This window comes from Hymenobacter sp. B81 (assembly GCF_044628455.1).
In the GTDB taxonomy this organism is placed as follows: Bacteria; Bacteroidota; Bacteroidia; order Cytophagales; family Hymenobacteraceae; genus Solirubrum.
Map to the genome: position 1 here is coordinate 1,316,253 of NZ_JBIYZW010000001.1, position 23,172 is coordinate 1,339,424.

Annotated in this window: 19 protein-coding genes and 1 pseudogene; 14 read left to right on the top strand and 6 right to left on the bottom strand. The window is 67.5% G+C overall.

Annotated elements, in window-relative coordinates; genetic code table 11:
* Nucleotides 1-58: 58 nt before the first annotated feature.
* Entirely contained in the window at nucleotides 59-4,951 is a 4,893-nt protein-coding gene (locus ACE191_RS05920; RefSeq protein WP_400191263.1) for a T9SS type A sorting domain-containing protein, read from the bottom strand.
* 450 nt (nucleotides 4,952-5,401) lie between these two features.
* Here ACE191_RS05920 and hutH point away from each other — a divergent pair, with 450 nt between their 5' ends.
* The 4 genes from hutH (at nucleotide 5,402) to ACE191_RS05940 (ending at nucleotide 10,466) form a co-directional block, all read left to right on the top strand.
* Nucleotides 5,402-6,898 carry a histidine ammonia-lyase gene (gene hutH, locus ACE191_RS05925; RefSeq protein ID WP_400191264.1) on the top strand — a complete coding sequence of 499 codons (1,497 nt, stop codon included), beginning with the start codon at nucleotides 5,402-5,404 and terminating at the stop codon, nucleotides 6,896-6,898.
* A gap of 86 nt (nucleotides 6,899-6,984) precedes the next feature.
* Entirely contained in the window at nucleotides 6,985-8,943 is a 1,959-nt protein-coding gene (locus ACE191_RS05930) for a T9SS type B sorting domain-containing protein (RefSeq protein WP_400191265.1), read from the top strand.
* 133 nt (nucleotides 8,944-9,076) lie between these two features.
* Nucleotides 9,077-9,412, top strand: a complete 336-nt coding sequence (locus ACE191_RS05935; protein ID WP_400191266.1) for a YbaB/EbfC family nucleoid-associated protein — start codon at nucleotides 9,077-9,079, stop codon at nucleotides 9,410-9,412.
* Entirely contained in the window at nucleotides 9,402-10,466 is a 1,065-nt protein-coding gene (locus tag ACE191_RS05940; protein ID WP_400191267.1) for a glycosyltransferase family 2 protein, read from the top strand. The genes ACE191_RS05935 and ACE191_RS05940 overlap by 11 nt, the downstream gene beginning before the upstream one ends.
* Before the next feature lie 122 nt (nucleotides 10,467-10,588).
* Here ACE191_RS05940 and ACE191_RS05945 read toward each other — a convergent pair whose 3' ends face one another.
* Nucleotides 10,589-10,807, bottom strand: a complete 219-nt coding sequence (locus tag ACE191_RS05945) for a PspC domain-containing protein (RefSeq protein ID WP_400191268.1) — start codon at nucleotides 10,805-10,807, stop codon at nucleotides 10,589-10,591.
* Nucleotides 10,808-11,041: 234 nt separating this feature from the next.
* On the opposite strand from ACE191_RS05945, the gene ACE191_RS05950 reads away from it, so the two are divergent.
* The 7 genes and pseudogenes from ACE191_RS05950 (at nucleotide 11,042) to ACE191_RS05980 (ending at nucleotide 16,679) form a co-directional block, all read left to right on the top strand.
* Nucleotides 11,042-12,769 carry a tetratricopeptide repeat protein gene (locus ACE191_RS05950; RefSeq protein ID WP_400191269.1) on the top strand — a complete coding sequence of 576 codons (1,728 nt, stop codon included), beginning with the start codon at nucleotides 11,042-11,044 and terminating at the stop codon, nucleotides 12,767-12,769.
* A 1-nt stretch (nucleotide 12,770) separates the two neighbouring features.
* Entirely contained in the window at nucleotides 12,771-13,124 is a 354-nt protein-coding gene (locus tag ACE191_RS05955; RefSeq protein WP_400191270.1) for a HEAT repeat domain-containing protein, read from the top strand.
* A gap of 41 nt (nucleotides 13,125-13,165) precedes the next feature.
* Nucleotides 13,166-13,561, top strand: coding sequence for a hypothetical protein (locus ACE191_RS05960; protein WP_400191271.1), 396 nt, complete (start codon nucleotides 13,166-13,168; stop codon nucleotides 13,559-13,561).
* 265 nt (nucleotides 13,562-13,826) lie between these two features.
* Nucleotides 13,827-14,390: pseudogene (locus ACE191_RS05965) on the top strand (IS5 family transposase).
* A 120-nt stretch (nucleotides 14,391-14,510) separates the two neighbouring features.
* The gene (locus ACE191_RS05970; RefSeq protein ID WP_400191272.1) at nucleotides 14,511-14,837 is read left to right on the top strand and encodes a hypothetical protein; all 327 of its coding nucleotides are present in this window, start codon (nucleotides 14,511-14,513) and stop codon (nucleotides 14,835-14,837) included.
* A gap of 136 nt (nucleotides 14,838-14,973) precedes the next feature.
* Nucleotides 14,974-15,951 carry a pyruvate dehydrogenase complex E1 component subunit beta gene (locus ACE191_RS05975; RefSeq protein ID WP_400191273.1) on the top strand — a complete coding sequence of 326 codons (978 nt, stop codon included), beginning with the start codon at nucleotides 14,974-14,976 and terminating at the stop codon, nucleotides 15,949-15,951.
* Between the two features lie 152 nt (nucleotides 15,952-16,103).
* On the top strand, nucleotides 16,104-16,679 hold the full coding sequence (locus ACE191_RS05980; protein ID WP_400191274.1) for a DinB family protein: 576 nt from the start codon (nucleotides 16,104-16,106) through the stop codon (nucleotides 16,677-16,679).
* An 84-nt stretch (nucleotides 16,680-16,763) separates the two neighbouring features.
* On the opposite strand, the gene ACE191_RS05985 is transcribed toward ACE191_RS05980, so the two are convergent.
* Nucleotides 16,764-17,219 (bottom strand): acyl-CoA thioesterase, encoded by a 456-nt coding sequence (locus ACE191_RS05985; protein ID WP_400191275.1) that lies wholly within the window; start codon nucleotides 17,217-17,219, stop codon nucleotides 16,764-16,766.
* A 69-nt stretch (nucleotides 17,220-17,288) separates the two neighbouring features.
* A complete protein-coding gene (locus ACE191_RS05990) occupies nucleotides 17,289-18,011 on the bottom strand; it encodes a class I SAM-dependent methyltransferase (protein WP_400191276.1) in 723 nt (240 codons plus the stop codon).
* A gap of 152 nt (nucleotides 18,012-18,163) precedes the next feature.
* On the opposite strand from ACE191_RS05990, the gene ACE191_RS05995 reads away from it, so the two are divergent.
* Nucleotides 18,164-18,520: a hypothetical protein gene (locus ACE191_RS05995; RefSeq protein ID WP_400191277.1), complete on the top strand. Its 357-nt coding sequence runs from the start codon at nucleotides 18,164-18,166 to the stop codon at nucleotides 18,518-18,520.
* Between the two features lie 236 nt (nucleotides 18,521-18,756).
* On the opposite strand, the gene ACE191_RS06000 is transcribed toward ACE191_RS05995, so the two are convergent.
* Nucleotides 18,757-20,592: a CHRD domain-containing protein gene (locus tag ACE191_RS06000; protein WP_400191278.1), complete on the bottom strand. Its 1,836-nt coding sequence runs from the start codon at nucleotides 20,590-20,592 to the stop codon at nucleotides 18,757-18,759.
* Between the two features lie 343 nt (nucleotides 20,593-20,935).
* On the opposite strand from ACE191_RS06000, the gene ACE191_RS06005 reads away from it, so the two are divergent.
* Together ACE191_RS06005 and ACE191_RS06010 are read left to right on the top strand one after the other, a co-directional pair.
* On the top strand, nucleotides 20,936-21,418 hold the full coding sequence (locus ACE191_RS06005) for a nucleoside deaminase (protein ID WP_400191279.1): 483 nt from the start codon (nucleotides 20,936-20,938) through the stop codon (nucleotides 21,416-21,418).
* 116 nt (nucleotides 21,419-21,534) lie between these two features.
* Nucleotides 21,535-22,593: a hypothetical protein gene (locus tag ACE191_RS06010; protein WP_400191280.1), complete on the top strand. Its 1,059-nt coding sequence runs from the start codon at nucleotides 21,535-21,537 to the stop codon at nucleotides 22,591-22,593.
* An 18-nt stretch (nucleotides 22,594-22,611) separates the two neighbouring features.
* On the opposite strand, the gene ACE191_RS06015 is transcribed toward ACE191_RS06010, so the two are convergent.
* Complete coding sequence (locus ACE191_RS06015; RefSeq protein ID WP_400191281.1) at nucleotides 22,612-23,166, bottom strand: hypothetical protein; 555 nt, start codon at nucleotides 23,164-23,166, stop codon at nucleotides 22,612-22,614.
* Nucleotides 23,167-23,172 lie beyond the last annotated feature (6 nt).

Sequence of the window (23,172 nt, forward strand, 5' to 3'; positions counted from 1 at the left end):
TGAAACAAGGGTCAGCCCGCCGCCCCGGCTCCGCCAGTGGCGGCGGGCTTCCCGGGATTTAGTTGAGCACGACGCGCTTGCTGATGGCCGTGCTGCCGGCCTGCACGCGCAGGGTGTACACGCCCGTCGCCAGGCCGGTCACGTCCACGTCGGCTTGCGGGCCGCGTACGGCCTGGGTGCTCACGCGCTGCCCCAGGGCATTGTAGAGGGCCAGTTCACTGACGCCGGCGGGCAGCTGCACCTGGAAGCGGCCGTGGGCCGGGTTGGGGTACACCTGCACCTGGGCAGCCAGCTGCGCCGCGGCCGTAGCCGTGACGTTACCGGGGCGGAACAGCAGCGTGAAGCGCGTCCCGGCCGAGGTAGTGCTGAGCGTAAAGGGGTAGCTGACCTGCGGCCGCAGCTCGGTTTCCTGCCCGGTCTGGGCATCGTGGAGCAGCACGCGGGTGCCGGGCACCAGGTTGAGCAGATCCGTAGCGCGCAGGGTGTAGGTCCCGGCGGCCGGTACCTGCACCTGCACCGGCACCGCCGTAGTGGCCACAAAGGCCGGGCGGCCGTCGATGGCCAGGGCCTCGCCCGTGGCGGCCAGGGTCGAGAGGTTCAGCCCCGAGGGGTTGGGCAGCTTCACCGCGTCGTAGGCGGCGTCGAGACCGGCTGTGGCGCTGGGGTCGGCGTAGAGCGTGGCCGCGTCAGTGGCGCCGCTGGCGCTGGTCAGCGTGAGCTGCAGCTGCGGGCGGGCATCAGCCGCCGGGCGGCCGAAGGCGGGCTGGGCGCCGAACGTGGTCACGCGGTTGGCGTTGGTCAGGCGCACCGTGCCCGGGGTGCCGGGCGTGGTGGTGTGCACGAAGAAGCCCGAGCCGGCCGGAATCAGCGGCGAGCCGCCGCCGGGGGCCCCGGCTAGGTAGGTGCGGTACGAGCCACTGTAGGGCCCGCTGCTCTGAAACACGTACACCGCGCCGTCCATGTTCTCCAGGTTCTGGCCGGCCCCGCGGGTGAGCGTGCTCCAGTCGAGCGGCGCCGGGTAGGGGTTGCCCAGCAGGTGCCAGCCGCCCTCGGCGCCGGTGCGGGCCAGGCCGCTGCGCGTGACGGGGCCGGTGGTGAAGGTGCCGGTGAAGTCGACCAGCACCGAGCCCGGGGCATTCACCGAGTAGCCGCGGCCTACTTCCATGGGCGCAGCGGCGCTGGTGGGCGCCACCCAGCCCTTGTCGAAGGCCGAGAAGTTGGACGGCGTGGTGGCAATGCGGTCCTGGTCGTAGGCAAACACCGTGGGGAAGGGCGTAACCGCGCCCGGCGTGGCGCTGCTGTTGTAGGCCGCCGCCCCGCTGAAGTTGGGCGCGTAGCCCGGCGTGGCCAGCGTGGCCAGGGTTTCCGGGGTTACTGGGCTGCTGTAGTGGCGGTAGCCGTTGGCCGCGGTGTTGCGCTCGATGTGGCGCTGCATGGTACCGGTATTGCCCGTTACTACCCCGCCCGCGTTGACCACCAGGGCCGTGCCGCTGGTGTCGGAGAGCAAGGTCAGCGCCTGGCCGCTCAGGGCCAGGTTGCCCGCGAGCAGGTTCACCCGGCGGCGCACCTGCAGGGGCTGGCTGAGCGTGAGGCCGGCGGCGTTGCTGAGCGCCAGCTCACGCACCGTGGCGGGCAGGCCGTTGCCGGTTACCTGGGCCAGAGTGCCGTTGTAGAGGTAGGTAGCCTGGGTGCTCAACGAGCGGGCACCGGTGGTTTGCACGGTGCCCGTGCCGGCGGCGGTGCTCAGGCCTTGGGGCGAGCAAATGGCCAGCATGGCCCCGTCGGCCACGGTGAAGCTGCCCGTACCGCCGATGGTGAAGCAGCCCGAGGCGAGCTGGCCGCCGGTTTGCACCAGCAGCGCGCCGCTCACGGTGATGTTGCCCTGCAGGGTGCCCGTGCCGGTGCCGGTCACGGTCACGTTGTTGTAGGCGCCCGCCGGAATGCTCTGGCCGGGTGTGCTGATCACCAGATCGGAGGCGGTGGCGACTGTCACTACCACCGGTTCGGAAGTGTACTGGCAACCGGTAGACGGGTCGGTAGCGGTGGCGGTGTACGAGCCGCTGGCGTTTACGCTGATGCTGGCGCCGGTGGCCCCGCCCGGGCTCCAGGCGTAGGTGGCGCCGGCAATGGGGGTGGCCACGTTGTCGAGGCTGGCGTCTTCGTTAAGGCGCATTACGTAGTTCACAAAAGTGCTGCCATAAGCGTTCTGAAAGCCACTGGCCAACAGCTTACCTGAAGACAATACCGTCAGGGAAGCAATGGCGGAGTTGGAAAGCACACTAGCCGGAACATAGCCGGTATCAAGTGAGCCATCGGTGTTAAGGCGCGCCAGGTAATTGCGGGCTACGTTGTCGTAGAACCGGAATTCGCCGGCGACCAATACCTTGCCATCGGCCTGCAGGGCCAGGCCCAGGGCGCCGTCGCCAAAGCCCGTAGAAAAGCCGCGCAGGCCCGTGCCAGCCGGCACAAAGCCCGTGTCAAGCGTACCATCGGCGTTCAGGCGGGCAATGCCGCCGCGGGTGCTGCTGGCAAATTGCTCAAAGTCGCCCGCTACCAGCACTTGCCCATCGGGCTGCACCAGAATGGCGTTAACGCTGCTGTTGAAGCCCTGCCCCGAGGCCGCAAAGCTTGGGTCGAGCAGGCCGTTGGCCAACAGACGCACGATTCGGGTGCGGGGCGTACCGCCCGTGTTGAACGAGGTGACGTCGGCCGCCGTGAAGTCGCCGCCGGCCAGAATGCGACCATCCGGCTGCAGGGCCAGCGCGAATACCCGGTTGTTGACGCTAAGGTCGGTCGGGACAAAGCTGGCATCCAGGCTGCCGTCGGCGTTGAAACGGGCGATGTAGCGGTCCGTCGGCTCGTTGTCGAACCGGGTGAAAGAACCGCCTACCAGGATTTTACCATCGGGCTGCACCACGATGGCATTAACGGCGTCATTCAGCCCTACTCCCCGGATGCCCTGCGGCACGAAGGTAGGGTCGAGGCTGCCATCGGCGTTCAGGCGAGCAATGCTGTTGCGGTTCACTCCCCCGTAGGTGCCGAAGCCCCCGCCGATCAGAATTTTGCCGTCGGGCTGCAACGCAATGGCAGATACCCGGTTGCTGCCGGTGCCGCGCGAAGTAAACGAAGCGTCCAGTGAACCGTCGGCATTCAGCCGGGCCACGTTGGCCGCTGGCGTGCCGTTGTAGGCCGAGAAGTTTCCGCCTACCACTATTTTTCCATCAGCCTGCACTGCGTGGGCATATACCCGGGCGTTGAGCCCGGTGCCGGTTTGCGCAAACCGTGCCGTCGTGGCCGAGGCCGTGAGGGTAGTGCTGCCGCCAGCGGGCAGGTTCACCGGCCCGGCCGGCGTCACGCTCACCGTCACGGCAGGTGCCGCCCCAACCACCACCGCGTTGCTGGCCACCGAGCAGCTGCCGCTGGTAGCCGTGGCGGTGTAGGTGCCGGGCTGGCTCACCGTGATGCTGGCGCCCGTAGCGCCGTTGCTCCAGGCGAAGGTGGCGCCGGCCACCGGCGCAGCGGCGTGGCTGAGGCTGCCGTTGGCGTTCAGGCGGGCTACCCCCACCGGAATGGGCGTCGTCTGGTTGTGCCGGGTCGAGCTGCCGGCCACCAGCACCTTGCCGTCGGGCTGCACCAGCACCGAGTTGACGTTGCCGTTGAGTCCGTTCTGCCCGTTGCCGGCCACGTAGTTGAAAGTCTGATCCAGCGTACCATCGGTGTTGATGCGCAGCAGGTTGTTGGGGGCGCCGTCCAGCAGGTTGTACAAGCTAAACACCCCGCCCGCCAGCACTTTGCCGTCGGGCTGCAAAGCCAGGGTGGCCACCACGTTGTTGGCTCCGGTGCTCACGTTGCCGGCTACGTAGTTGAAGGTCTGGTCCAGCGTGCCGTCGGCGTTGAGCTGCAGCACGTAGTTAGGCGCGCCGGTGTCGCCGTTGTAAATCGACAGCGCCCCGCCCACCACGACCTGCCCGCCGGGCCGCACGAGCAGCGAGGTTACGTAAGCATCGGCCCCGGTGCTGGTGCTGCTGGCCACGTAGTTGAAGGTCTGGTCCAGGCTACCGTCGGCATTCACCCGCAGCACGTTGTTGGGCGCGGCCGCATTGAGGTTGTAGGCGGTGAACGTGCCACCCACCACGATTTTGCCGTCGGCCTGCAGGGCCAGCGCGGCCACGGTCCCGTTGACCCCGGTGTCGTTGTTGCCGGCGGTGTAGTTAAAGGAAGTGTCCAGGCTGCCATCGGCGTTGAGCCGCGCCAGGCCATTGGGCGTGCCGTTGACGTTGTTGTGGGTGATGAAACTCCCCCCAACCACAATCTTGCCGTCGGGCTGCCGGGCCAGGGCGTAGACGTTGCCGTTGAAGCCGGTGCTGGTGCTGCCCGCTACGTAGTTGAAGGAGGTATCCAGCGTGCCATCGGCGTTCAGGCGCATCACTCCGTTGGGCGCGGCGGCGTCCCCGTTGTACACCCCGAAGCCGGCGTTGGAGCCCGCAATCAGGATTTTGCCGTCGGGCTGCACCACAATGGCCTCTACGCTCGTGCCGGAGGGGCCTACGCCGGTGCTGGTGCTGCCCGCCACGTAGTTGAAGGTCTTATCCAGCGTGCCGTCGGCGTTCAGCCGCAGCAGGGCGTTGGGGGCGCCGGCGTCGCCGTTGAAGGCCGAGAAGGCGCCGCCCACCAGGATTTTGCCGTCGGGCTGCCGGGCCAGCACCCCCACCGGGCCGTCGAAACCAGTGCCGATATCGAAGCCCGGCGCCATGGCCGAGGCCGTGAGCGTGGTGCTGCCGCCCGGGCACAAGGTCAGCGGGCCGGCCGGGAAGGCACTCACCGCGAACGTACACTGCGCCTGCGCCGTGGAGGCCCCGCCAACGGCTAGCAGCGCCGGCAAAACCCAGTCCCGCAGCCGACGCCGCAGGTGCAGCCGGGGAGCAGGATCAAACGAGAAGAGGTTTCTCATAAAAACGAAAAAGGTGGAAAGGATGGAGCAGGCAACCAACAAAGTTGCGGCCCCGCCCGCATGCCTACAATACCTACTTCCGGGTATTTTGCCAGCTTCCGACTCTTAGGTCAACGCCTTTCTCCGGCAGCTCGGGGCCGCGCCGTCCGGGTCAGGGCACCCCGGGCCGCGGCCGAGCAAAACTGTACTTTTCCGCTACTCACCCTTCGGAGCAGGTTCGCTCTGAGCAGGGAGTGCCTATACTCTCCCTATACGGATTGGGTACCGTGCCCGGCTTCTGCCCGCCCGACGCCGAATTGCACCTTTCGATGAGGGCCGGCGGCGTTGCCCCGGCCGGCGGCAAGGGCCCGCGGCGGCGGTTTGCCGCGAAACCAGTAGTTTCAGGCCCGCTTCGCCACCCACCCCGGCCCGGCCCTTTCCCAGCTCCTTTTCCGCCCCTCTGCCCCACCCATGTCTGCCGAGCACGTTCTGCACCCCGCCACCCACCTCGACCTCGAAACCCTGGAGCAGGTGCTCCGCCGCCAGGCCCCGCTGCGCCTCTCCGACGAGGCCGCCGCCCGCATCGACCACTGCCACCTGTACCTGAGCGAGCGGCTCAGCCAGTCCGACGCGCCGGTGTACGGCATCAACACCGGCTTTGGCTCCCTGTGCAACACCAGCATCTCGCCCCAGGACCGCGGGCAGCTGCAGGTTAACCTGATGATGTCGCACGCCTGCGGCACGGGCGGCGAGGTGCCCGCGGAGCTGGTGCGCCTGATGCTGCTGCTCAAGGCCCAGAGCCTGAGCTACGGCCACAGCGGCGTGCAGCGCGCCACCGTGCAGCGCCTGCTCGACTTCTACAACCGCGGCATCCTGCCCATCGTGTACCAGCAAGGCTCGCTGGGCGCCAGCGGCGACCTGGCCCCGCTGGCCCACCTCTGCCTGCCGCTCATCGGCCTGGGCGAGGTCAGCTACGAGGGCTACCGCCTGCAGGCCGCCGACGCCCTGCATCTGTTCAGCTGGCAGCCCATCGAGCTGCAGGCCAAGGAAGGGCTGGCCCTGCTCAACGGCACCCAGTTCATGCTGGCCTACGCGGTGCACACCACCCTGCGGGCCCGCCGCCTGCTCGAGGCCGCCGACGTTATCGGTGCCCTTTCGCTGGAAGCCTTCGACGGCCGCCCCGAGCCCTTCGACGAGCGTTTGCACCGCATCCGGCCCCACGCCGGGCAGCTGGCCACGGCCCGCCACCTGCGCGAGCTGCTGGTGGGCAGCGAGCTGCAGCAGCAAGCCAAAACCGCCGTGCAGGACCCTTACTCCTTCCGCTGCATGCCCCAGGTGCACGGCGCCTCGCGCGATGCGGTGCAGTACGTGGCCGGGGTGGTCGAAACCGAGTGCAACGCCGTGACCGACAACCCCAACATCTTCCCCGAAACCGACGCCATCCTCTCCGGCGGCAACTTCCACGGCCAGCCCCTGGCCCTGGCCCTCGACTTCCTGGCCATTGCCGTGGCCGAGCTGGGCTCCATCTCGGAGCGGCGCACCTACCAGCTCATCAGCGGGCAGCGCGGCCTGCCGCCCTTCCTGGTGGCCGAGCCGGGCCTGAACTCGGGCATGATGATTCCCCAGTACACCGCCGCCAGCATCGTGAGCCAGAGCAAGCAGTTGTGCACGCCCGCCTCGGTCGACAGCATCGTGAGCAGCAACGGCCAGGAAGACCACGTGAGCATGGGCTCGAACGCGGCTACCAAGGCCCTGCGCGTCATCGAAAACACCGGGCAGGTGCTGGGCATCGAGCTGCTGAACGCGGTGCAGGCCCTGGCGTTGCGCCGCCCGGCCCGCACCTCCCCGCCGCTCGAGCAGGTGGTGGAAGCCTTCCGCGCCGAGGTGCCCTTCATGGGCCGCGACCGGGTGCTGTACCCCGATCTGCACGCCGCGGCCCGCTTCGTGCGCCAGTACGCCTGGGCTTAATGCGCCGGGCCACGACCAGCCAGGCCCCGAGCGCGTATTTTCGCGGTATGCACATGGGTTGGCCTGATCTGCGCGTTGGTGGGAGCGTGAAATACCTGCTGTTGACCTGGCTGCTGCTCGCCGCCCTACTGCCCGCACCCCGGGCCCGGGCCCAGTGCAGCTACCCCGTGGTGCCGGGCATCAGCGCCGGCTTCCGGGTGTTCGTGCCCAACACCCCGCAGGAGCTGACGGTGCTCTGCGCCGGCAGCACCGTGGAGCTGCGCGACGCCAGCGGCCGTACCCTCGACCCCCAGCAGGTGTACTACAAGCTCACCGACGCTGCCACCTGCGCCCCGCCCTTCACCGCCGCCGACCGCACCACCCTGCTCACGGTACCCGCCACGCCGGGGCGCGTGCGCATTCACCAGCTCACGCCCAACACCAGCCCCGGCGGCACCGGCGGCATTCTGTTCGTGCGCGAGCTGGAAGTGCGCGCCCGGCCCGCGGTGCCCGCTTTCACCCTGGCCATCTGCGGCGTGGCCCGCAACCAGGTGCAGGTGAGCATTCCGGCCCAGAGCGGGGTGCAGTACTTTGTGCAGGTGGGCGGCGGCCCGCGCAGCGCGGCCACGGCCACCGGCGGCGTGTACCCGCTGCCGCCCGGCGCCAGCACCGTCACCGTCACGGCCGGCTACCCCGACCTGGTGCTGTGCGAAACCACCGCCGCAGCCCAGCCTATTCCCAACCCCACGCCCAGCCGCCCGGTCCTGCAGCAACTGATGGTACGTGGCGCGGCGCTGGAGTTCGGCTTCACGGCCCTGCAGCCCGAGTTCCGCTACCAATTGCTGCAGAACGGCGCGCCCATCGCCGCGGTGCCCCCGGGCAGCAGCTTCACTCTGGCGGGCGGCAGCCTCGTGAGCTGCTACGCCCTGCAGCTGCGCGACCAGTGTGGCAACGCCCTGCTGAGCTCGGAGCCGCTGTGCCCGGTGAACTTGACGGCCACCGCCGCCGACCGCCGCAACGTGCTGAGCTGGTCGGTGCCCGCCGGTAGCGCCGTGAGCGGCTTCGATATCAGCCGCGACGGGCAGCCGCTGGCCAGCCTGGGCGCGGGCGTGGGCAGCTACACCGACGAGCAGGTAACCTGCGGCCGCAGCTACCGCTACCGCGTCACGGCCCGGGTGGGCGCGGCCAAGTCGGTTTCCGACGAGCGCACCGTAACCACCGTGGCCACCACCGCGCCCCCGCTGCCGCTGCTCACCGCCTCGTTCACCCTCACCGGCGCCGTGGAGCTGGCTTTGCTCGGCCCCGCCCGCGACACGGCCGACCGCCTGCTGGTGCGCCGCACCCTGGGCGGCAGCGCCCCGCAGGAGCTGAGCCTGGGTCGCACGCTGCCTTTGCTCGACCCGCTGCCCGTGGCGCCCACCATCGGCACCGTGCCCTGCTACTCGGCCCGCTTCCGCGACCCGTGCAACAACTTCTCGGCCCCGAGCGCCCCGGCCTGTCCGCCCGTGCTCGAAGCCGCCCCGGTAGCCTCCGACCCCGAGGGCAACACCGTGCAGCTGGCCTGGTCCGCCCCTGCCGGGCAGGGCAGCAACTGGCGCTACCGCCTGCTGCTGCTCGATGCCGACCAGCGCCCCGTGGGCAGCATCACCCCGGCCGCCGGCACCACCGACCTGCGCGACTCCGGCCGCCCCAGCGACCCGCAGATTCTACGCTACCGCCTCGAAGCCACCGGCACCGCCCCCAACGGCGCTTCGCTGACCGTGTTCAGCAACGTGGCCACCGTTACCCGCGCCGTGCGCATTGTGGTGCCCACGGCCTTCACCCCCAACGGCGACGGCCGCAACGACGTGCTGCTGCCCAAGGGGCGTTTCCTGCGCGAGCTGACCTTCACCATTCACGACCGCAACGGCCAGACCGTGTTTCGCAGCACCGACCCGCGTCAGGGCTGGGACGGGCGCGTAAACGGCATTCTGGCCGCCCCGCAGGTATTTACCTACCAGGTCGACGTGGTAGACGAAACCGGGCGGCGCGTGACCCAGCGCGGCACCGTGACCGTGCTGCGGTAGCGGGCCGACTGCCAAACGCGAATTGCGGCGCGGCCCTGCTACTTTTGCCGGCCGCCCGGCCCGCTTGGGCCAGCGCGACGCCGGGCAGCGTCTGCTCGTTCTCTACTTCTCTCCCCCCTAAACCGACTGCGCTATGTTTGATATGATGGGCATGATGGGCCGCGTCAAAGAGCTCCAGGAAAAAGTAAAGCAGGCCCAGGCCGAGCTGCACACCATCACGGCCTCGGCCGAAGCCGGCGGCGGGCTGGTGCGCGCCACCGCCAACGGCCAGCGCCAGCTGCTCAAGCTCGAAATCGACGAGAGCCTGCTCACGCCCCAGGACCGCGATATGCTGGCCGACCTGGTTGTGGCCGCCGTCAACAAGGTGCTGGAAGAAGCCGGCGACAAAGCCAAAGACCACCTCAAGCAGCGCACCGCCGGCCTGCTGCCCAACATTCCCGGCCTCGATCTGAGCGGATTTGGCGTCTGAGGCAACTGCTGCTTTCCCGGCTGCGGCCACGTCGGCCGCCGACGTGGCCGTGGTCATTCTGAACTGGAACGGCCGGCGCTGGCTCGAGCAGTTTTTGCCCGCCGTGCTGGCCAGTTCCGACGGCGCCGCCATCGTGGTAGCCGACAACGCCTCCACCGACGACTCGGTCAGCTGGCTCTCGGCCCAGCACCCCGGGGTGCGGGTGCTGGTGCACGCCCACAACCTGGGCTTCTGTGAGGGCTACAACCACGCCCTGCGCCAGCTGCCGGAGTTTCGCTACTACGTGCTGCTGAACTCCGACGTGGAAGTGACGCCCGGCTGGCTGCGCCCCCTGCGGGAGCTCCTCGAAGCCCGGCCCCAGGTAGCGGCCGTGCAGCCCAAAATCCGCGCCTTCGCCGACCGGCAGCAGTTTGAGTACGCCGGCGCCGCCGGGGGCTACCTCGACCGCCTGGGCTACCCCTTCTGCCGCGGCCGCCTGTTCGACACCCTCGAAGCCGACCGCGGCCAGTACGACGACCCGCGGCCGGTGGCCTGGGCCACCGGCGCCTGCATGCTGGTGCGCGCCGCGGCCTGGCGGCAGCTTGACGGGCTGGAGCCGGCCTTCTTCGCCCACATGGAGGAAATTGATTTGTGCTGGCGGCTCTGGAACGCGGGCCACGAGGTGTGGTATCACGGCGGCAGCACCGTCTACCACGTGGGCGGCGGCACCCTGCATAAGTCGAACCCGCGCAAAACCTACCTCAACTTCCGCAACGGGCTGGCTTTGCTCTACAAGAACGCTGCCCCCAGAGAGCTGCCGGGCAGCCTGACCCAGCGCGTGCTGCTCGACGTCCTGGCCGCCCTGCAGCTGCTGACCAAAGGTTCGGCGGCCGACGCCACGGCGGTACTGCGGGCCCACTGGCACTTCTGGCGGCAGCTGGGCTACTGGCGGCAGCGCCGGCAGCTGGCCCGCCCGCACCTGCGCGTGGCCGAGCGGCCGGGCGTGTACCCGGGCAGCGTGGTGTGGGCCTACTTCGGGCGCGGCCGGAAGCACTTTAGTGAGCTGTTGCCCTGAGTCTGCGTCTTCAGCGGAGACCTCCGCGCCCACTGCGGGCTAAATCCGCCTGAACAGGAAAAAACCCGGCCGGGCGGCAGTTTGCCCCCGGCCGGGTTCACGCGGAAAAGACCGCAGCAGCCCTACAAATCCCAGACGGTGCTGCGCTGCCGACGCATGGCCCGGCGCACATTCATCCAGAACGCGAGGGCGAAGTACAGCACGATGGGCGAGCCAAAGGTGAAGAACGAGGCGTACACGAACGAGAGCCGGACGCTGCTGGTGGAGAAGCCGAGCCGCTTGCCCAGCGCGTCGCACACGCCGAAGCTTTGCAGCTCAATAAAGTCGGTAATGCGTTTCATAGCCGGGTGAAAGTCAGGGGTGTTGGGCCGATAAGATAGCGCGGCCGGCGCCGTTCGTCAAGTTTTTTTCCGTTGTTGGGCTTCCGCTGGTACGTCCGAAGCCCCTGCAAATGCGTTTAGGGGGTGATTTTGTCGCCTGAAATTTCTTGCATGCGTTCGTTCCCCGTTGTTGCCGCTCGTTGCGTTGGTTTGCTGCTGGTTGTTGGGTTGCCGGGTTGTACGCTGCCGCGCACGTTGCGGTTGGCCCAGGAAGGCCAGCAGCTGAGCTTGCGCCCGCCCGTGCTCGAAGCCAACGGCGACCAGGTGCTGGCCGAGCTCACCGCCCGCGTGCCCGCCAGGCACCTGCGCAAAGGCCGCGTGTACGAGCTGCCGGTGCGCTACCGCTACGACAACGGCCTGCGCGAAGATACGGTGCGCACCCTGCGCTTCCTTTCGGGCGAGTACCTCTACGACGACCAGGACCGCAACTTCCTCATCATCCGCCAGCCCGTGTCGTTTCCCTACGACCCGCGCAAAAACCCCGGCCAGCTGATAGCCCGCCCGCAGGTGCGCCGCCTGAAGCCCGGCGGCAAGGTGGTGCGCGCCGAGGAAGTGCTGCTGGGCCGCGGCATCGTGCTCACCAGCCGCCTGGTGGTGCGCGAGCAGGAAGTGGTGGAGCTGCTGCCCGAGTCGGCCAGCTTGGAAGGCGGGGGCACCCGGGTGCTGCCTTTCTTCTTCGACCAGGGCCAGAGCGCGGTGCGCAACTACCTGGGCACCAACGTAGCCGCGCTGGAAGAATTCATCGAGGCTAACCAGCGCACCGAAAAGGTGATGATTGTAGCCGGCCACTCGCCCGACTCGGTGGACTCGCGCGATGCCCGCCTGGCCGACAAGCGCGTGCAGGCCCTGGCCAAGTACTACAAGAGGCGCCTGGAAACGGCTTCCTACCTGAACTCGGCGCAGTCGGTGAAGTTTGAGACCCAGACCTTCCGCCGGCGCTGGGATTTGTTTCTGAGCAAGGTGGCCGCCTCGGCCCTCAAGCCCGAGCAGCAGGACTCGGTGGTGGCCATCATCAACGACACGCCCGGCACCTGGGCCCAAAAGGAAAAGCGCCTGCACGCCCTCTCCTTCTTCGACTACCTCGAGCAGTACGTGTACCCGGTGATGCGCTTCGGCACGGTGGCCGTGCGCTACACCGCCCCCAAGCGCTTCGAGTCGGAGATTTACCTGCTCTCCAAGAAAATCGTGGAAAAGGAGCTGGAAGCCGACGCCCTCACGCCCGAGGAGCTGCGCTACTCGGCCTCGCTCACGCCCCTGCTGGCCGAAAAGCAGCGCATTTACGAAACCTCGGTAGCCACCACCGGCCACTGGCAGGCCTACTACAACCTGGCCGTGGTGCTGCAGCAGCGCTCCGAGAAGGAAGTTTCCGACCGGGTGCGGCGGGCCTACCTGCGCCGGGCGGCCACCAACTTCACCCTGGCGGCCCACCGCAACCCCACGGCCCAGATGTTCTACCACGTGGCCAACGCCTACCACCGCGCCGGCGACCGGCTCGAAGCCCTGCAGAGCTACGACTACGCCGTGAAGCTGGGCGGCCCGCGCCCGGTGCTGGAAAAGGTGTTTGCCGACAAGGGCGCCCTGGAAATCGAAATCGGCCAGCCCGACGACGCGCTGCGCAGCCTCTCCTTCAGCGGCCGCAGCTACCAGAACACCATGAACCGCGCCCTGCTGTACCTGCTGAAGGAAAACTACGACGGCGCCGCCCAGATTTACCAGGAAGCCCTCACGCTCAAGCCCAACGACCCCATGGCCTACTACTGCCTGGCCGTAGCCGCTGCCCGTGCCCAGCGCGAGGGCGACGTGGGCCAGTACCTGCGCCGGGCCGTGCAGCTCGACCGCGCCTACGCCCAGAAGGCCGTCGAGGACCTGGAGTTTCGCGGCTACGCCGGCAGTAAGATGTTTGTGGAGGCCCTGCGGCAGTGAAATGAAGGCGGATAGTTTCCTGAATCCGGCCGCGGCCCTTGCTGCTTTTGCAGCCGCGGCCGAAGCGCACGCAGCCGCTACGGAATGCGGCAATTCCAGGCTTGGCAACAAAGCCTACACCCGCATTATTGCCGCCGTGCGTTGGCTAAAAGACCAAGGGCATACAACCGGGCTGCTGGAACTTCTCGACTCTCCCTCCCCTGGCGTCCGGCTGTGGGCGGCATCCTGTTTACTTAGGCGCAATACCCCCAAAGCGGAAGCCGTGCTACGGCATGTCGCCTCGGAGAACGGCATATTGGGCTTTATTGCCGAAACGACCCTGAAGGAATGGCGGGCTGGTCGTCTGACCCTGTAAACCCGGCACGAAACTTTATTTGCCCGGCAATCAAGCCACTTATGCAATTCCTGAATTTCGCCATTGGCAGTTCGTACACCGACTTGGTATGGCCGGAAGGCGGCTACGCCGACCTGCACAACAACTTCGACTTTACAGCCCTTTACTTCGAACCCGCCAACGCCACGCTCCGGCTGTCTTGGCGAAAGTCGGCAGGTGATTGGGCCGCACGGGAGCCTTGGGCAGAACTGCATCTTGCATTTGAAGGCGTCAGCTATTTGCACCTGCAGCCCCGCACCCCAAAGTATTTGCTGAGTGAAGATGCTTGCCTAACTCATTTATGTCGCACCCCGCCAGAAATGCGAGTCGTAGATCCGCGGGAAGAGTTTGAAAATATCTACCTCAACGAACGCGCCCAGCCCGATTACGACCTCCTGCTGTATTTTCAGAGTGAATGAGGCCTTAAAGTCAACGCGGATACCGTTTGCCTAGATCTGAAGTCGGAGTAAAGCCCTGCGCCCGACGCGCGCGGGCTACTAGAGAGGCACACGGAACTGCTAGAAGGCCACACGGAACAACTAGAGAGGCACACGCTTCTGCTAGAAGCCCACATGGAACTGCTAGACACCCACACGGAACTGCTAGAAGGCCATACGCTCCTGCTAGAGGAGCACAGGCAACGACTAGGCTGTGTCTGAAAAGGGCTGGTGCTTAACTTAGGGGATGGCAGCACGATACGAGTTAACGGATGCGCAGTGGGCCGTGGTGGCAGCCGAGTTGCCACCGCAGCGCACGGGCCGGCCGCGGCGCGACGACCGGCCGTTGTGGAACGCGTTGCTGTGGATCTTGTGCACGGGCGCGGCGTGGCGGGACTTGCCGGCGCGCTACGGCCCGTGGCAAACGGCCTACGAGCGGTTCCGGCGCTGGTCGGCGGACGGCACGTTTGAGCGGGTGCTGGCCGCCTTGCGCCTACGCCTGGATGCGGACGGGCTGCTGGACCTGGACACGTGGCTGGTGGACTCGACCACGGTGCGCGCCACGAAAAGTGCGGCCGGCGGCACGAAAAAAAAGCCCAGTGCCTCGGGCGCAGCCGCGGCGGGCTGACCACCGTGCATCGAGCCGCACCGGTATGCCCGCCGCAACGTGGTGGAGCGCTTTTTCGGTTCGCTCAAGGAACACCGCCGCGTGGCCACCCGCTACGATAAACACGACCAACACTTTCTCAGTATGGCTCAACTGGCCTGTATTCGACGTATCCTGCAGCACTACTTTTCAGACACAGCCTAGCAAGGCACACGCATCTGCTAGAGGGGCACGCGGCGCTGCTAGCAGCCCCTATGGTTCGGCTAGCCATACCCCGCTCAGCCGCCGAGCCGTTTGCCACCCAATGACGCTTTCCTCCACTCCATGAAACGCTCCTCCCTGCTGCCCGGGCTGCTGTTGCTGGCAGGCTGCTCCGCCACCCGGGTAAGCTCGCCCACTCCCGACGCGGCCCTGCTGCTGAGTGTAGTTGACCAGCGCCTGGTGCTGTCTTCCCTGAATTCGGCGGCACAAACCCGCATTACCCGGCAGGAATTGCGGGGCGACACCCTCGTTATTGCCTACGAGCAGGGCGCGTTTGTGAAGAAAGCCAACACGGTGCCGCTGGGTGAGCCCGTCCGCTACGTGCGCTGCGGCAACCGCCTGTACCGGGTAGTGGCAGCCGACAGCGGCCCGCACCTGGAGCAGCTGTAAGCCCGGCTCCCGGGCGGTAGGCGGCAGCGCCGGCGCAAACTAGGTTTGCCCACTCCCGCCGGGCATTGTAGCTTTACGGGCCGGTTCCTGCGGGGCCGGCCGTTTTTCACCCGACTTTTTCTTTCCTGACATCTACATGCGGACGATCCAATTCCGGGAAGCCCTGCGCGAAGCCATGTCCGAGGAAATGCGCCGCGACGCGAGCGTGTTTCTGATGGGCGAAGAGGTAGCCGAATACAACGGCGCTTACAAAGTGAGCCAAGGCATGCTCGACGAATTCGGGGCCGAGCGCGTAATCGACACCCCCATTGCCGAGCTGGGCTTTGCCGGCATCGGCGTGGGCGCCGCCGTCAACGGACTGCGGCCGATTATCGAGTTCATGACCTTCAACTTCTCGCTGGTGGCCATCGACCAGGTCATCAACTCGGCCGCGAAGATGATGTCCATGTCGGGCGGGCAGTACACCTGCCCCATCGTGTTCCGCGGCCCCACCGGCAACGCGGGCATGCTTTCCTCGCAGCACTCGCAGAACTTCGAGAACTGGTACGCCAACACCCCCGGCCTGAAAGTGGTGGTGCCCTCCACCCCCTACGACGCCAAGGGCCTGCTCAAGTCGGCCATCCGCGACCCCGACCCCGTGATTTTCATGGAGTCGGAGCTGATGTACGGCGACAAGGGCGAGGTGCCCGAGGAGGAGTACCTCATTCCGCTGGGCAAGGCCAACGTGGTGCGCCCCGGCAAAAACGTGACCATCGTCTCGTTCGGCAAGATGATGAAGGTGGCCCTGGCCGCCGCCGACGAGCTGGCCAAGGAAGGCATCGAAGCCGAAGTCATCGACCTGCGCTCGGTGCGCCCCATCGACTACGACACCCTGGTGGAGTCGGTGAAGAAAACCAACCGCATGGTGATTGTGGAGGAAGCCTGGCCGCTGGCCTCGATCAGCGCCGAGCTGGCCTACCACGTGCAGCGCTACGCCTTCGACTACCTCGACGCGCCCGTGGGCCGCATCACCAACGCCGACGTGCCCCTGCCCTACGCGCCCACCCTCATCGAGGCGGCCCTGCCCAACGTGGCCCGCACCGTGAAGGCCGTGAAAGCCGTGCTCTACCGCTAGGCGCGGGTAACCATTTCCCGAAAAGCCCCGCTTCCCAGCCGAAGCGGGGCTTTTTCGTGCCACTTCGGCCCGGGTCGGCAATCCGACCCCATCGTTTTTCAGTACCTTTTGGCGCGGCGCGGCCCCTACCCGCCCGCCCCGCTTCCCTGCTTATGAACCACCGCCTGCACCTGCGCTTCGAACAACTGGAATCGGCCACCGAGCAGCTGCTACGCGCCGCCGAAGCCTTGGGCAGCCGCGCCCACGAGGCGCCGGCGCCCGGGCAGTGGTCGGCCGCGCACGTGGTGCACCATTTGGCCGCCTCCGAAGACGCCATCGGGCAGTACCTGCGCCACAAGCTGCAGCAGGAAACCAGCGAGTTGCGCCGCAGCAACTGGAAAGCCAGCCTGCGCGCCGCACTGCTGCGCCTGGCGCTGCGCCTGCCCGGCTTCAAGTTCAAGGCCCCCGCCCGCGTGGCCGACCTCACCCCCGCCGATGCGGCCGAGCTGCCCAGCCTCGCCGAGCTGCGCCTTGGCTGGGCCCGCACCCGCCGGCAGCTGGAGCAGCTGCTCAACGAGTTTCCGGGCCAGCTCGCGGGCCGCGCCATCTTCCGCCACCCCCGCGCCGGCATGCTCACCATTCAGCAAACCCTCGACTTCATGCTCGACCACGTGCTGCACCACCGCCAGCAGCTCACGCGCATCGCCAAGTCGCTGCACACGAAACCGACCGCAGCCCCGGCCCGCTGAAGCAGGCCCGGGCGCGGTCGGGAAAATGGTATTCGTCGGAAACAAGCCCGGCGAAGCGGCCGAAGTTTTCCGGTGGGTTGGGCGCTACTGCCCCGTGCGGCCGTCGCCGCCGATTTCGGCGTAGCTGGCGTGGCGCTCGAGTTGGCCCAGGGCAGCGGTCAGCTCGGCGGGCGGTGCCGTGAGCTTGCGCTGGCGCAGATCCAGCCAGGCCCCGTCGACGGTGATGACCGCCGACTCGCGCCCGTCGGCCTTGTAAACGGTGTGCACGATGCGCCACTTGCGGCCGTCGGGGCTGAGGCCGGCCAGCTCGGCGCCTACCGTAATGGTTTCGTTGGGGCTGATTTCGCGCAGAAAACGGGTGTCTTCGCGAAACAAGATGGGGCCGATGCCGAGCTGGGCGAACCGGGCCAGCGGATAGCCGGCGTCTTCCAGAAAGTCGAGGCGCAGCTGGGCGGCGTAGTCGTTGTAGGCCGAGTGGCGCATGTGGCCGTTGGGGTCGAGGTCGGCCCAGCGGATAGGGTATTGCTTGGTGTAGGACATGGCAAGGGAGAATAAGGGCAACAACCGCGGCCCCGGCCCAAAGGTTGGCGGGCGAGCCCGGGGCCGCGGTTAGGCGCGGCGGGTGAGGCGTACCAGAAACTGGTCCTGCTCGTCTTCGGCCACAAACTCCACGTCGTAGCCGGCGGCCTCGGCGTAGTCCTGCACGATGGTGGGGTCGGCAAACAGCCAGCCGAAGGCCGGGCCGGTTTGCTCGCGGTAGCTCATGCGGTACTCCACCTCGCCGTAGTAAGGCCCGTTGAGGTTGAGGTTCAGGGCCCCTTCCTCGTCTTCGTAGAGGTAGCTGATGTCGCTGCTGGTGGCCAGAATCTGCCCGCCGGGTGCCAGCAGCTCGTGGGCGCGCTGCAGAAACTTCTCCAGCCCGTCGAGGGTGCCCACCAGGCCCAGGCCGTTCATGAGCATGAGCAGGGTGTCGTAGGGGCCGTCGGCGTCGGTTTTCAGCTCGAAAATGTCGTGACAGGCCACCTCGCGCACCCCGCGCTGCTGCATCACCCGCACCGCCCCGCTCGACACGTCGACGGCCCGCACGGCAAAACCACGCATCTGCAGCTCCAGGGAGTGGGCCCCGGCCCCGGCCCCCAAATCGAGCACCCGGCCCCGGCATTCGTCGAGGGCGGTGCGCTCCAGCTCGGGCATTTCCCAGAGGCTGCGGAAAAAGTAGCGGGCGGGCAGGGGCTCGTCGTCGGCCACGTTGCTGTGCACGGTAATGGCGGCGGCGGTGTGGCCGGCCAGGTAGTCGAGCAGCGCGGTGCCGATGGGGTCGAAAGCGGACATGTGGGTCAACGGGAAGGATGCCGCCCCGGCACGCGGGGTCGGCAGCCCGCAAAAGTAGGGAAGTTGGCCCGAGGCCGCCCCGCCGAATTTGCCTGCGGCCGCATCCTTCGCCCCCACCCCTGCGTTGAGAAGCCCAGCAACTACTCACCGAAATGGCCTCCAACCTCGACTACCTCGACCCCGCGCTGCTGCCCCTGGAAGAAACCGTGCGCACCTACCTGGAAACCGAAGAAGAGCTGCGTAAGGCCCAGGTAACTCAGCAAACCCGGCAGGCCGAACCGGCAGCCCAACCCGCCGCCAGCTTGCACCAGAACCCCGCCGAGCTGCAGCAGCACATCAGCCACCTCGAAAGCAAGCTAACCGAGCTGCGCACCGAAATCCTGCGGCAGCTGCCCGCCCGCGACGAGTGGGTGAAAGTCAACCTGGGCTACGGCCCCAGCCGCGTGGGTGCCTTCCGCAACGAAGCCGCCGACGGTGAAGAGCAGTACCTGATTCGGGTGGTGCACTAAAGCTGGCCGGCAACTCAAGGGAGCAGCCAAAAAAATCCGGGGCAGCAGCCAAGCACCCCGGTAATCAGCCGCGGCAACGCCCCAGTAGGCTTCCGCGGCTGCCGGCTACCGCCCGGAAATCAACCCGCTCAGCGGACCAGGCAACGCCCGTAATTCACTTACCGCCATAACTTTAAGCAATAAAAAAAGGGACAGCAGCGCCGTCCCTCTTTTCCACAACCAAAACACCTAAAAAACTATTCTTTCGCAAATTTAATAACAATGTTCGTGCCAGTAACCCCCAGCATCAAAAAATAAATTCCGGGAGCTAGCTCCCTACTCTCCAGAGTCAGCGCGTTGGCGCCGGGTTGCACCCGCAGGGGATGCGAGCTGACATTTCGGCCCAGCGCATCGGTAACTCTGACGTGGCCGGAGGCTGCCGTGCGGCCCTCAAAGCTCAGGTACAGCTGTTCCCGGGTCGGGTTGGGGTAGGCAGAGAGCGTGCCGGGTACCACGGCGGCGGGCCGGGCGGCCAGAATCAGGCTCAGGTTGCGGGCCCCGCGCAGCACCTGCCCGCGGATTTCCCCGGCCGGATTGGCAGCCGTGTGCAGGTTCACGTACATGCTGTCGGTGCGAAACTGCAGCGCCCGCCGCAGGGTGAACGGTGGCGTTTGGTCGCTGCGCCAGTAACCGTGGGCGGCCGTGGGGTTGCCGGCATTGTTGAAGGAGGGCGCCAGGTTGAAGGCGACCGGCCCGGCCTGGGTGCTGAGGCCGGTGTGGAAGTGACCCGCCGTGGCCGGGCCACTCAGCCCACCCCAGGCCAGCAGGTAGTGCACGTTGCTTTGGTCGCGGTCGATGGACACCAGCCCGGCCCCGTAGCCCCCGCTGGCCACCGGGTTGGGCCGCTCCTGCGCCCCGTTCAACGCAAAGGTGTAGCCCTCGCGGGCGTAACGGTAGATCTGCCCCCGGATTTCGCCGCCGGGGTTCGTGGCCGTCGACAGCTGCAGGGCCAGGTTGCCGCGTAGCAGGGCGTTCATGAGAGCGGTGGCCTGGGCCGGCGGCGGCACCAGCTGCACGCCCAGCAGCTCGTTCTGAATCAGCGGGGCCAGGTCGCCGGTAACTTCGGTAGCGGCGCTGGTGGCCTGGCCCAACGGGGCATTGTGCAGCACGGCCCGGGTCACCGGCCCGCTCAGGCCCGTGTAGGTGGCAAATACATACAAGGTGTCGAGGGTGTAGGTGCCCCGCACAATGGCCACGCCGTTGGCGGCCGTACCTAGGGCCGGCACCATCTGGCCGCCGCTCAGCCGCACATCGGCGTTCATGTAGCCCCGGTCGCGGGTCACCTGCCCGCGGATTTCACCGCCGGGATGGGCGGCGGTGTGCACGTTCACGTAAATGTTGCCCGCCTCAAACGCGGCCAGAAAAGCCGGCGTGGGCGTAAGCTCCCCGCTGATGACGTTGCCCGTGCGGAAGGGTGCCAGGTCAACCACCACCGGACCGTTGGTGCCGCGGGGCGCCTGGTGAAAGTGCGCGGCCGTGGGCGGCCCGCTCAGCCCGCGCACCACCAGGTGAAACTTCAGCTTGCTTTTGTCGGGCGAGAGGTTGAGCACGGCCAGGCCGCCGGCGGTGGTGCTGACCGCGGGCACTTCCTGCCCGCCCGTGAGCTGGGCTACGTAGGCCAGGTCCTGCTCCAGCTCGATCTGCCCGCGGATTTCCCCGGCCGGGTGCGCCGCCGTGTGCACGTTGAGGTAGTAGTTGCCGCGCAGGTAGTTGGCCACCTTGCTGCGGTCGAGGTCGGCGCCGGTCAGAAAGCCCTGCATACGGTTGCCGCGCAGCAGCGGTACCAGGCTGGTGACGACGGGACCAGCCACGCCCGGTGCGCCCACGTGCACGTGCGCCGCGGTGATGGGCCCGCTCAGGCCGCTGAAGGCCGCCGTGACGAAAAGCGTGTCGCGGGTTTCGTTGAAGGTGAAGCTGGCCGCACCCTGGGCCGGGGTGCTCACGGCCGGCACTTCCTGCGCCCCGTCGAGCCGGGCGCCGAGCAGCAGGTGAGGCCGCAGATGGTCGGCTCGCCCTAAAAAGCCAGCAGCCACAGGACTGCCAGCAGCATACGCCGGAGAATACAGGTTGAACGCATAAGGCAATGGGGATTGAAGTGAAACTGCCGCCCGACGTTGTATCGGGCGGGGCAAGCCCGCCGGCCGGACGCGAAGCCAATGCGGCGGTTCGTCGTTCACTCGGTTGGCGGAGCCGCGGGGTTGCCCAGCCCGGCACTTTCCCTGGATGCTTCGGCACTTTTAAAAGAGCAATACGCCTTACGAATTCGCCCGCCGACTCGCCCCAACGCTTTTGCCCGCCGCGGGTTTTCGCGCGGCAGCCGGGCGCCGTACCTTTGCCGCTTCGGCCAGTTGGTCGATTTACCCGTTCCGACTTCCCATGCTTGAGCAAGATCCCAACCCCGAATTCATGCGCGAGGCCATTCGCCTCTCCGTCGAGCAGATGCAAGCCGGCCACGGCGGCCCGTTCGGGGCCGTGGTGGTGAAAGACGGCCGCATCATCGCCCGCGGTTTCAACCAAGTCACCAGCACCAACGACCCCACCTGCCACGCCGAGGTCGACGCCATTCGCAAGGCCTGCCGCGAGCTAGGTACCTTCCAGCTCTCCGACTGCGACCTGTACACCAGCTGTGAGCCCTGCCCCATGTGCCTGGGTGCCATTTACTGGGCCCGCCCGCGCCGCGTGTTCTACGGCAACACCAAGCAGGACGCGGCCGCCATCGGCTTCGACGACCAGTTCATCTACGACGAAATCGAGCAGCCCCTGGCCCAGCGCAGCATTCCCATGCAGCAACTGCTGCGCGACGAGGCCCTGGCCGGCTTCCGCGCCTGGGAAGCCAAGGAAGGCAAGACGGAATATTAGCTTCCGGCTTGATGCCGCTCGGAGCGCCCGCCCTTGCTGGCCCCGAATCCGCCGGATTCGGGGCTTTTTTCGGTCGATGATCTACCAACGGGCACTCCGCCCGCTATCTTCCGCCAATGCAAGCCGCAACTCTCACTGCCACGCCACTGGAGCTGGAAATCCGGGCGGCGCTGGCCGAGCCCGACCCGGTGCTGGCCAACCTCAAAATTACCCGCTGTCATTACCTGCTGTCGGAAGCGCTGCAGCGCGTGCTGGGAGCCGACGCGGGTGCCAATTTCCATTCCTGGGCCGTGTGGGGCTCCCGCAAGGCCGGTGTCGCCATCCGGCAAGAAGACCTCGACCAAGCCCGCCGCGACGGGACGGTGGTCGGGGGCATCGTGGGGGCATTGGTGGGACTGGGCTGCGGCTGGCTGCTGGGCTTTCCGCCCCTGGCACTGCCGGCCGGGACCCTGCTCGGGCTGGGGTGCGGGGCGGCGGCCGGGCGTTGGATTATCCGCCGCAGCCGCCGGGTATCGGCCCGGCTGATTCTGGCGGGCAACCGCACCGTGCTGGAAGATATTGGCCAGCAGACCGCCCGCTTCGTGGCGCGCTTCACCGGCCCCGCCGACCTCACGCCGGCCGCCGAAGCCGAGTTTCTGGCCCGGCTGCGCCCCGGGCCGGCCGGGCACGGCGGGCAGGAGCTGCTGCACCAGGCGTTTCAGCAGTATTGCACGGCCGGCCGCGCCACTGACCCGACCCGCAAGCAGGAAGCCGCCTACCTAGCCAACTGCTTTGCCGTGTGGCATGAGCACCTGCGGCTGGAGCCCTACATCCGGGGGGCCATGCCCCTCATCATCCGTCGCTGCGTGACGCAGCGCCTGCTACAGTTCGACATCGGTCCGCGCCGCCTGGCAGTGGCCCAGGACGTCCCGCTGCCCACTCCCCTGCTGCCCCTGTCGGCCGAACAGGCGCCGGCTATTGCCTTGCTGGGCAGCGTCGGGGGGCCGCTGGCCAGTCAGGAAACCCCGTCGGTTGCCACCGCCGCCCACGACTGGACGCGCATTCAGGAGCGGATGCGCTACGTTTTCGCGCTGTTCCGGGCTTTTCACACCGACGCGCAGGTGCTGACGGCGCCGTATGCGCCCCCGCAACTGGCGGCCATTGCTGCCGGTCAGCACCCCGCCGGTACGCTGTAGCCTAAGCGGCGGACCAGGCTAGGGAGTGAGCTGCCGCGCGCCATCGGTGAAGAAGCCAAACGTTTTGACCAGCTGCCACGGCGGGCGGGCCGCGTGCTCGTTTGCCGGGGTAGCCTCTTCCAGCCGCTTGCGGTAGATGCGCAGCTGGTGGCCTTCCGCCGCGGCGTAATAATGGTAGCCGGCCCCGGCGTGATAGGTCTGAAACAGGATGACGGCCGTTGGCGGCACACCCATGCGCCGGCCCTGGTCCCGGGCGAGCACCGAGGGCTCGGTGTCCTGCGCCACCAGCACGCTGTCGGGCCGCCGGCTCGGGTAGAGGTAAATGTTGAACTGCGGCGGCGTGTCGGAATCGGACGGGCCCAGCGGAACCGACTTGAGCCGGAAGGTCTGGCCCGCCAGCGTAACCGGCTGGCCCCGATTGACCGGCGGCGCGGCGGTATCCGCGGGCGGCGGGGCCGCAGTAGCGGAATCAGCCACCGGGGGCGGATTGGCGGCCGATTGGTCGGGGCTGCTGGTGCAGCTGCCCAGGCTCAGGAGCAGCCCGGACAGTAAACGGACGGTGGTGGCAGTCATGGGCAA

Coding starts and splice junctions, on each gene's coding strand:
- ACE191_RS05945 (WP_400191268.1), bottom strand. CDS start 10,807: ATGAAACGCATTACCGACTTTATTGAGCTGCAAAGCTTCGGCGTGTGC.
- ACE191_RS05995 (WP_400191277.1), top strand. CDS start 18,164: ATGGCCTCCAACCTCGACTACCTCGACCCCGCGCTGCTGCCCCTGGAA.
- ACE191_RS05920 (WP_400191263.1), bottom strand. CDS start 4,951: ATGAGAAACCTCTTCTCGTTTGATCCTGCTCCCCGGCTGCACCTGCGG.
- ACE191_RS05975 (WP_400191273.1), top strand. CDS start 14,974: ATGCGGACGATCCAATTCCGGGAAGCCCTGCGCGAAGCCATGTCCGAG.
- ACE191_RS06010 (WP_400191280.1), top strand. CDS start 21,535: ATGCAAGCCGCAACTCTCACTGCCACGCCACTGGAGCTGGAAATCCGG.
- hutH (WP_400191264.1), top strand. CDS start 5,402: ATGTCTGCCGAGCACGTTCTGCACCCCGCCACCCACCTCGACCTCGAA.
- ACE191_RS06015 (WP_400191281.1), bottom strand. CDS start 23,166: ATGACTGCCACCACCGTCCGTTTACTGTCCGGGCTGCTCCTGAGCCTG.
- ACE191_RS05955 (WP_400191270.1), top strand. CDS start 12,771: ATGAAGGCGGATAGTTTCCTGAATCCGGCCGCGGCCCTTGCTGCTTTT.
- ACE191_RS05985 (WP_400191275.1), bottom strand. CDS start 17,219: ATGTCCTACACCAAGCAATACCCTATCCGCTGGGCCGACCTCGACCCC.
- ACE191_RS05990 (WP_400191276.1), bottom strand. CDS start 18,011: ATGTCCGCTTTCGACCCCATCGGCACCGCGCTGCTCGACTACCTGGCC.
- ACE191_RS06005 (WP_400191279.1), top strand. CDS start 20,936: ATGCTTGAGCAAGATCCCAACCCCGAATTCATGCGCGAGGCCATTCGC.
- ACE191_RS05935 (WP_400191266.1), top strand. CDS start 9,077: ATGTTTGATATGATGGGCATGATGGGCCGCGTCAAAGAGCTCCAGGAA.
- ACE191_RS05970 (WP_400191272.1), top strand. CDS start 14,511: ATGAAACGCTCCTCCCTGCTGCCCGGGCTGCTGTTGCTGGCAGGCTGC.
- ACE191_RS05960 (WP_400191271.1), top strand. CDS start 13,166: ATGCAATTCCTGAATTTCGCCATTGGCAGTTCGTACACCGACTTGGTA.
- ACE191_RS05980 (WP_400191274.1), top strand. CDS start 16,104: ATGAACCACCGCCTGCACCTGCGCTTCGAACAACTGGAATCGGCCACC.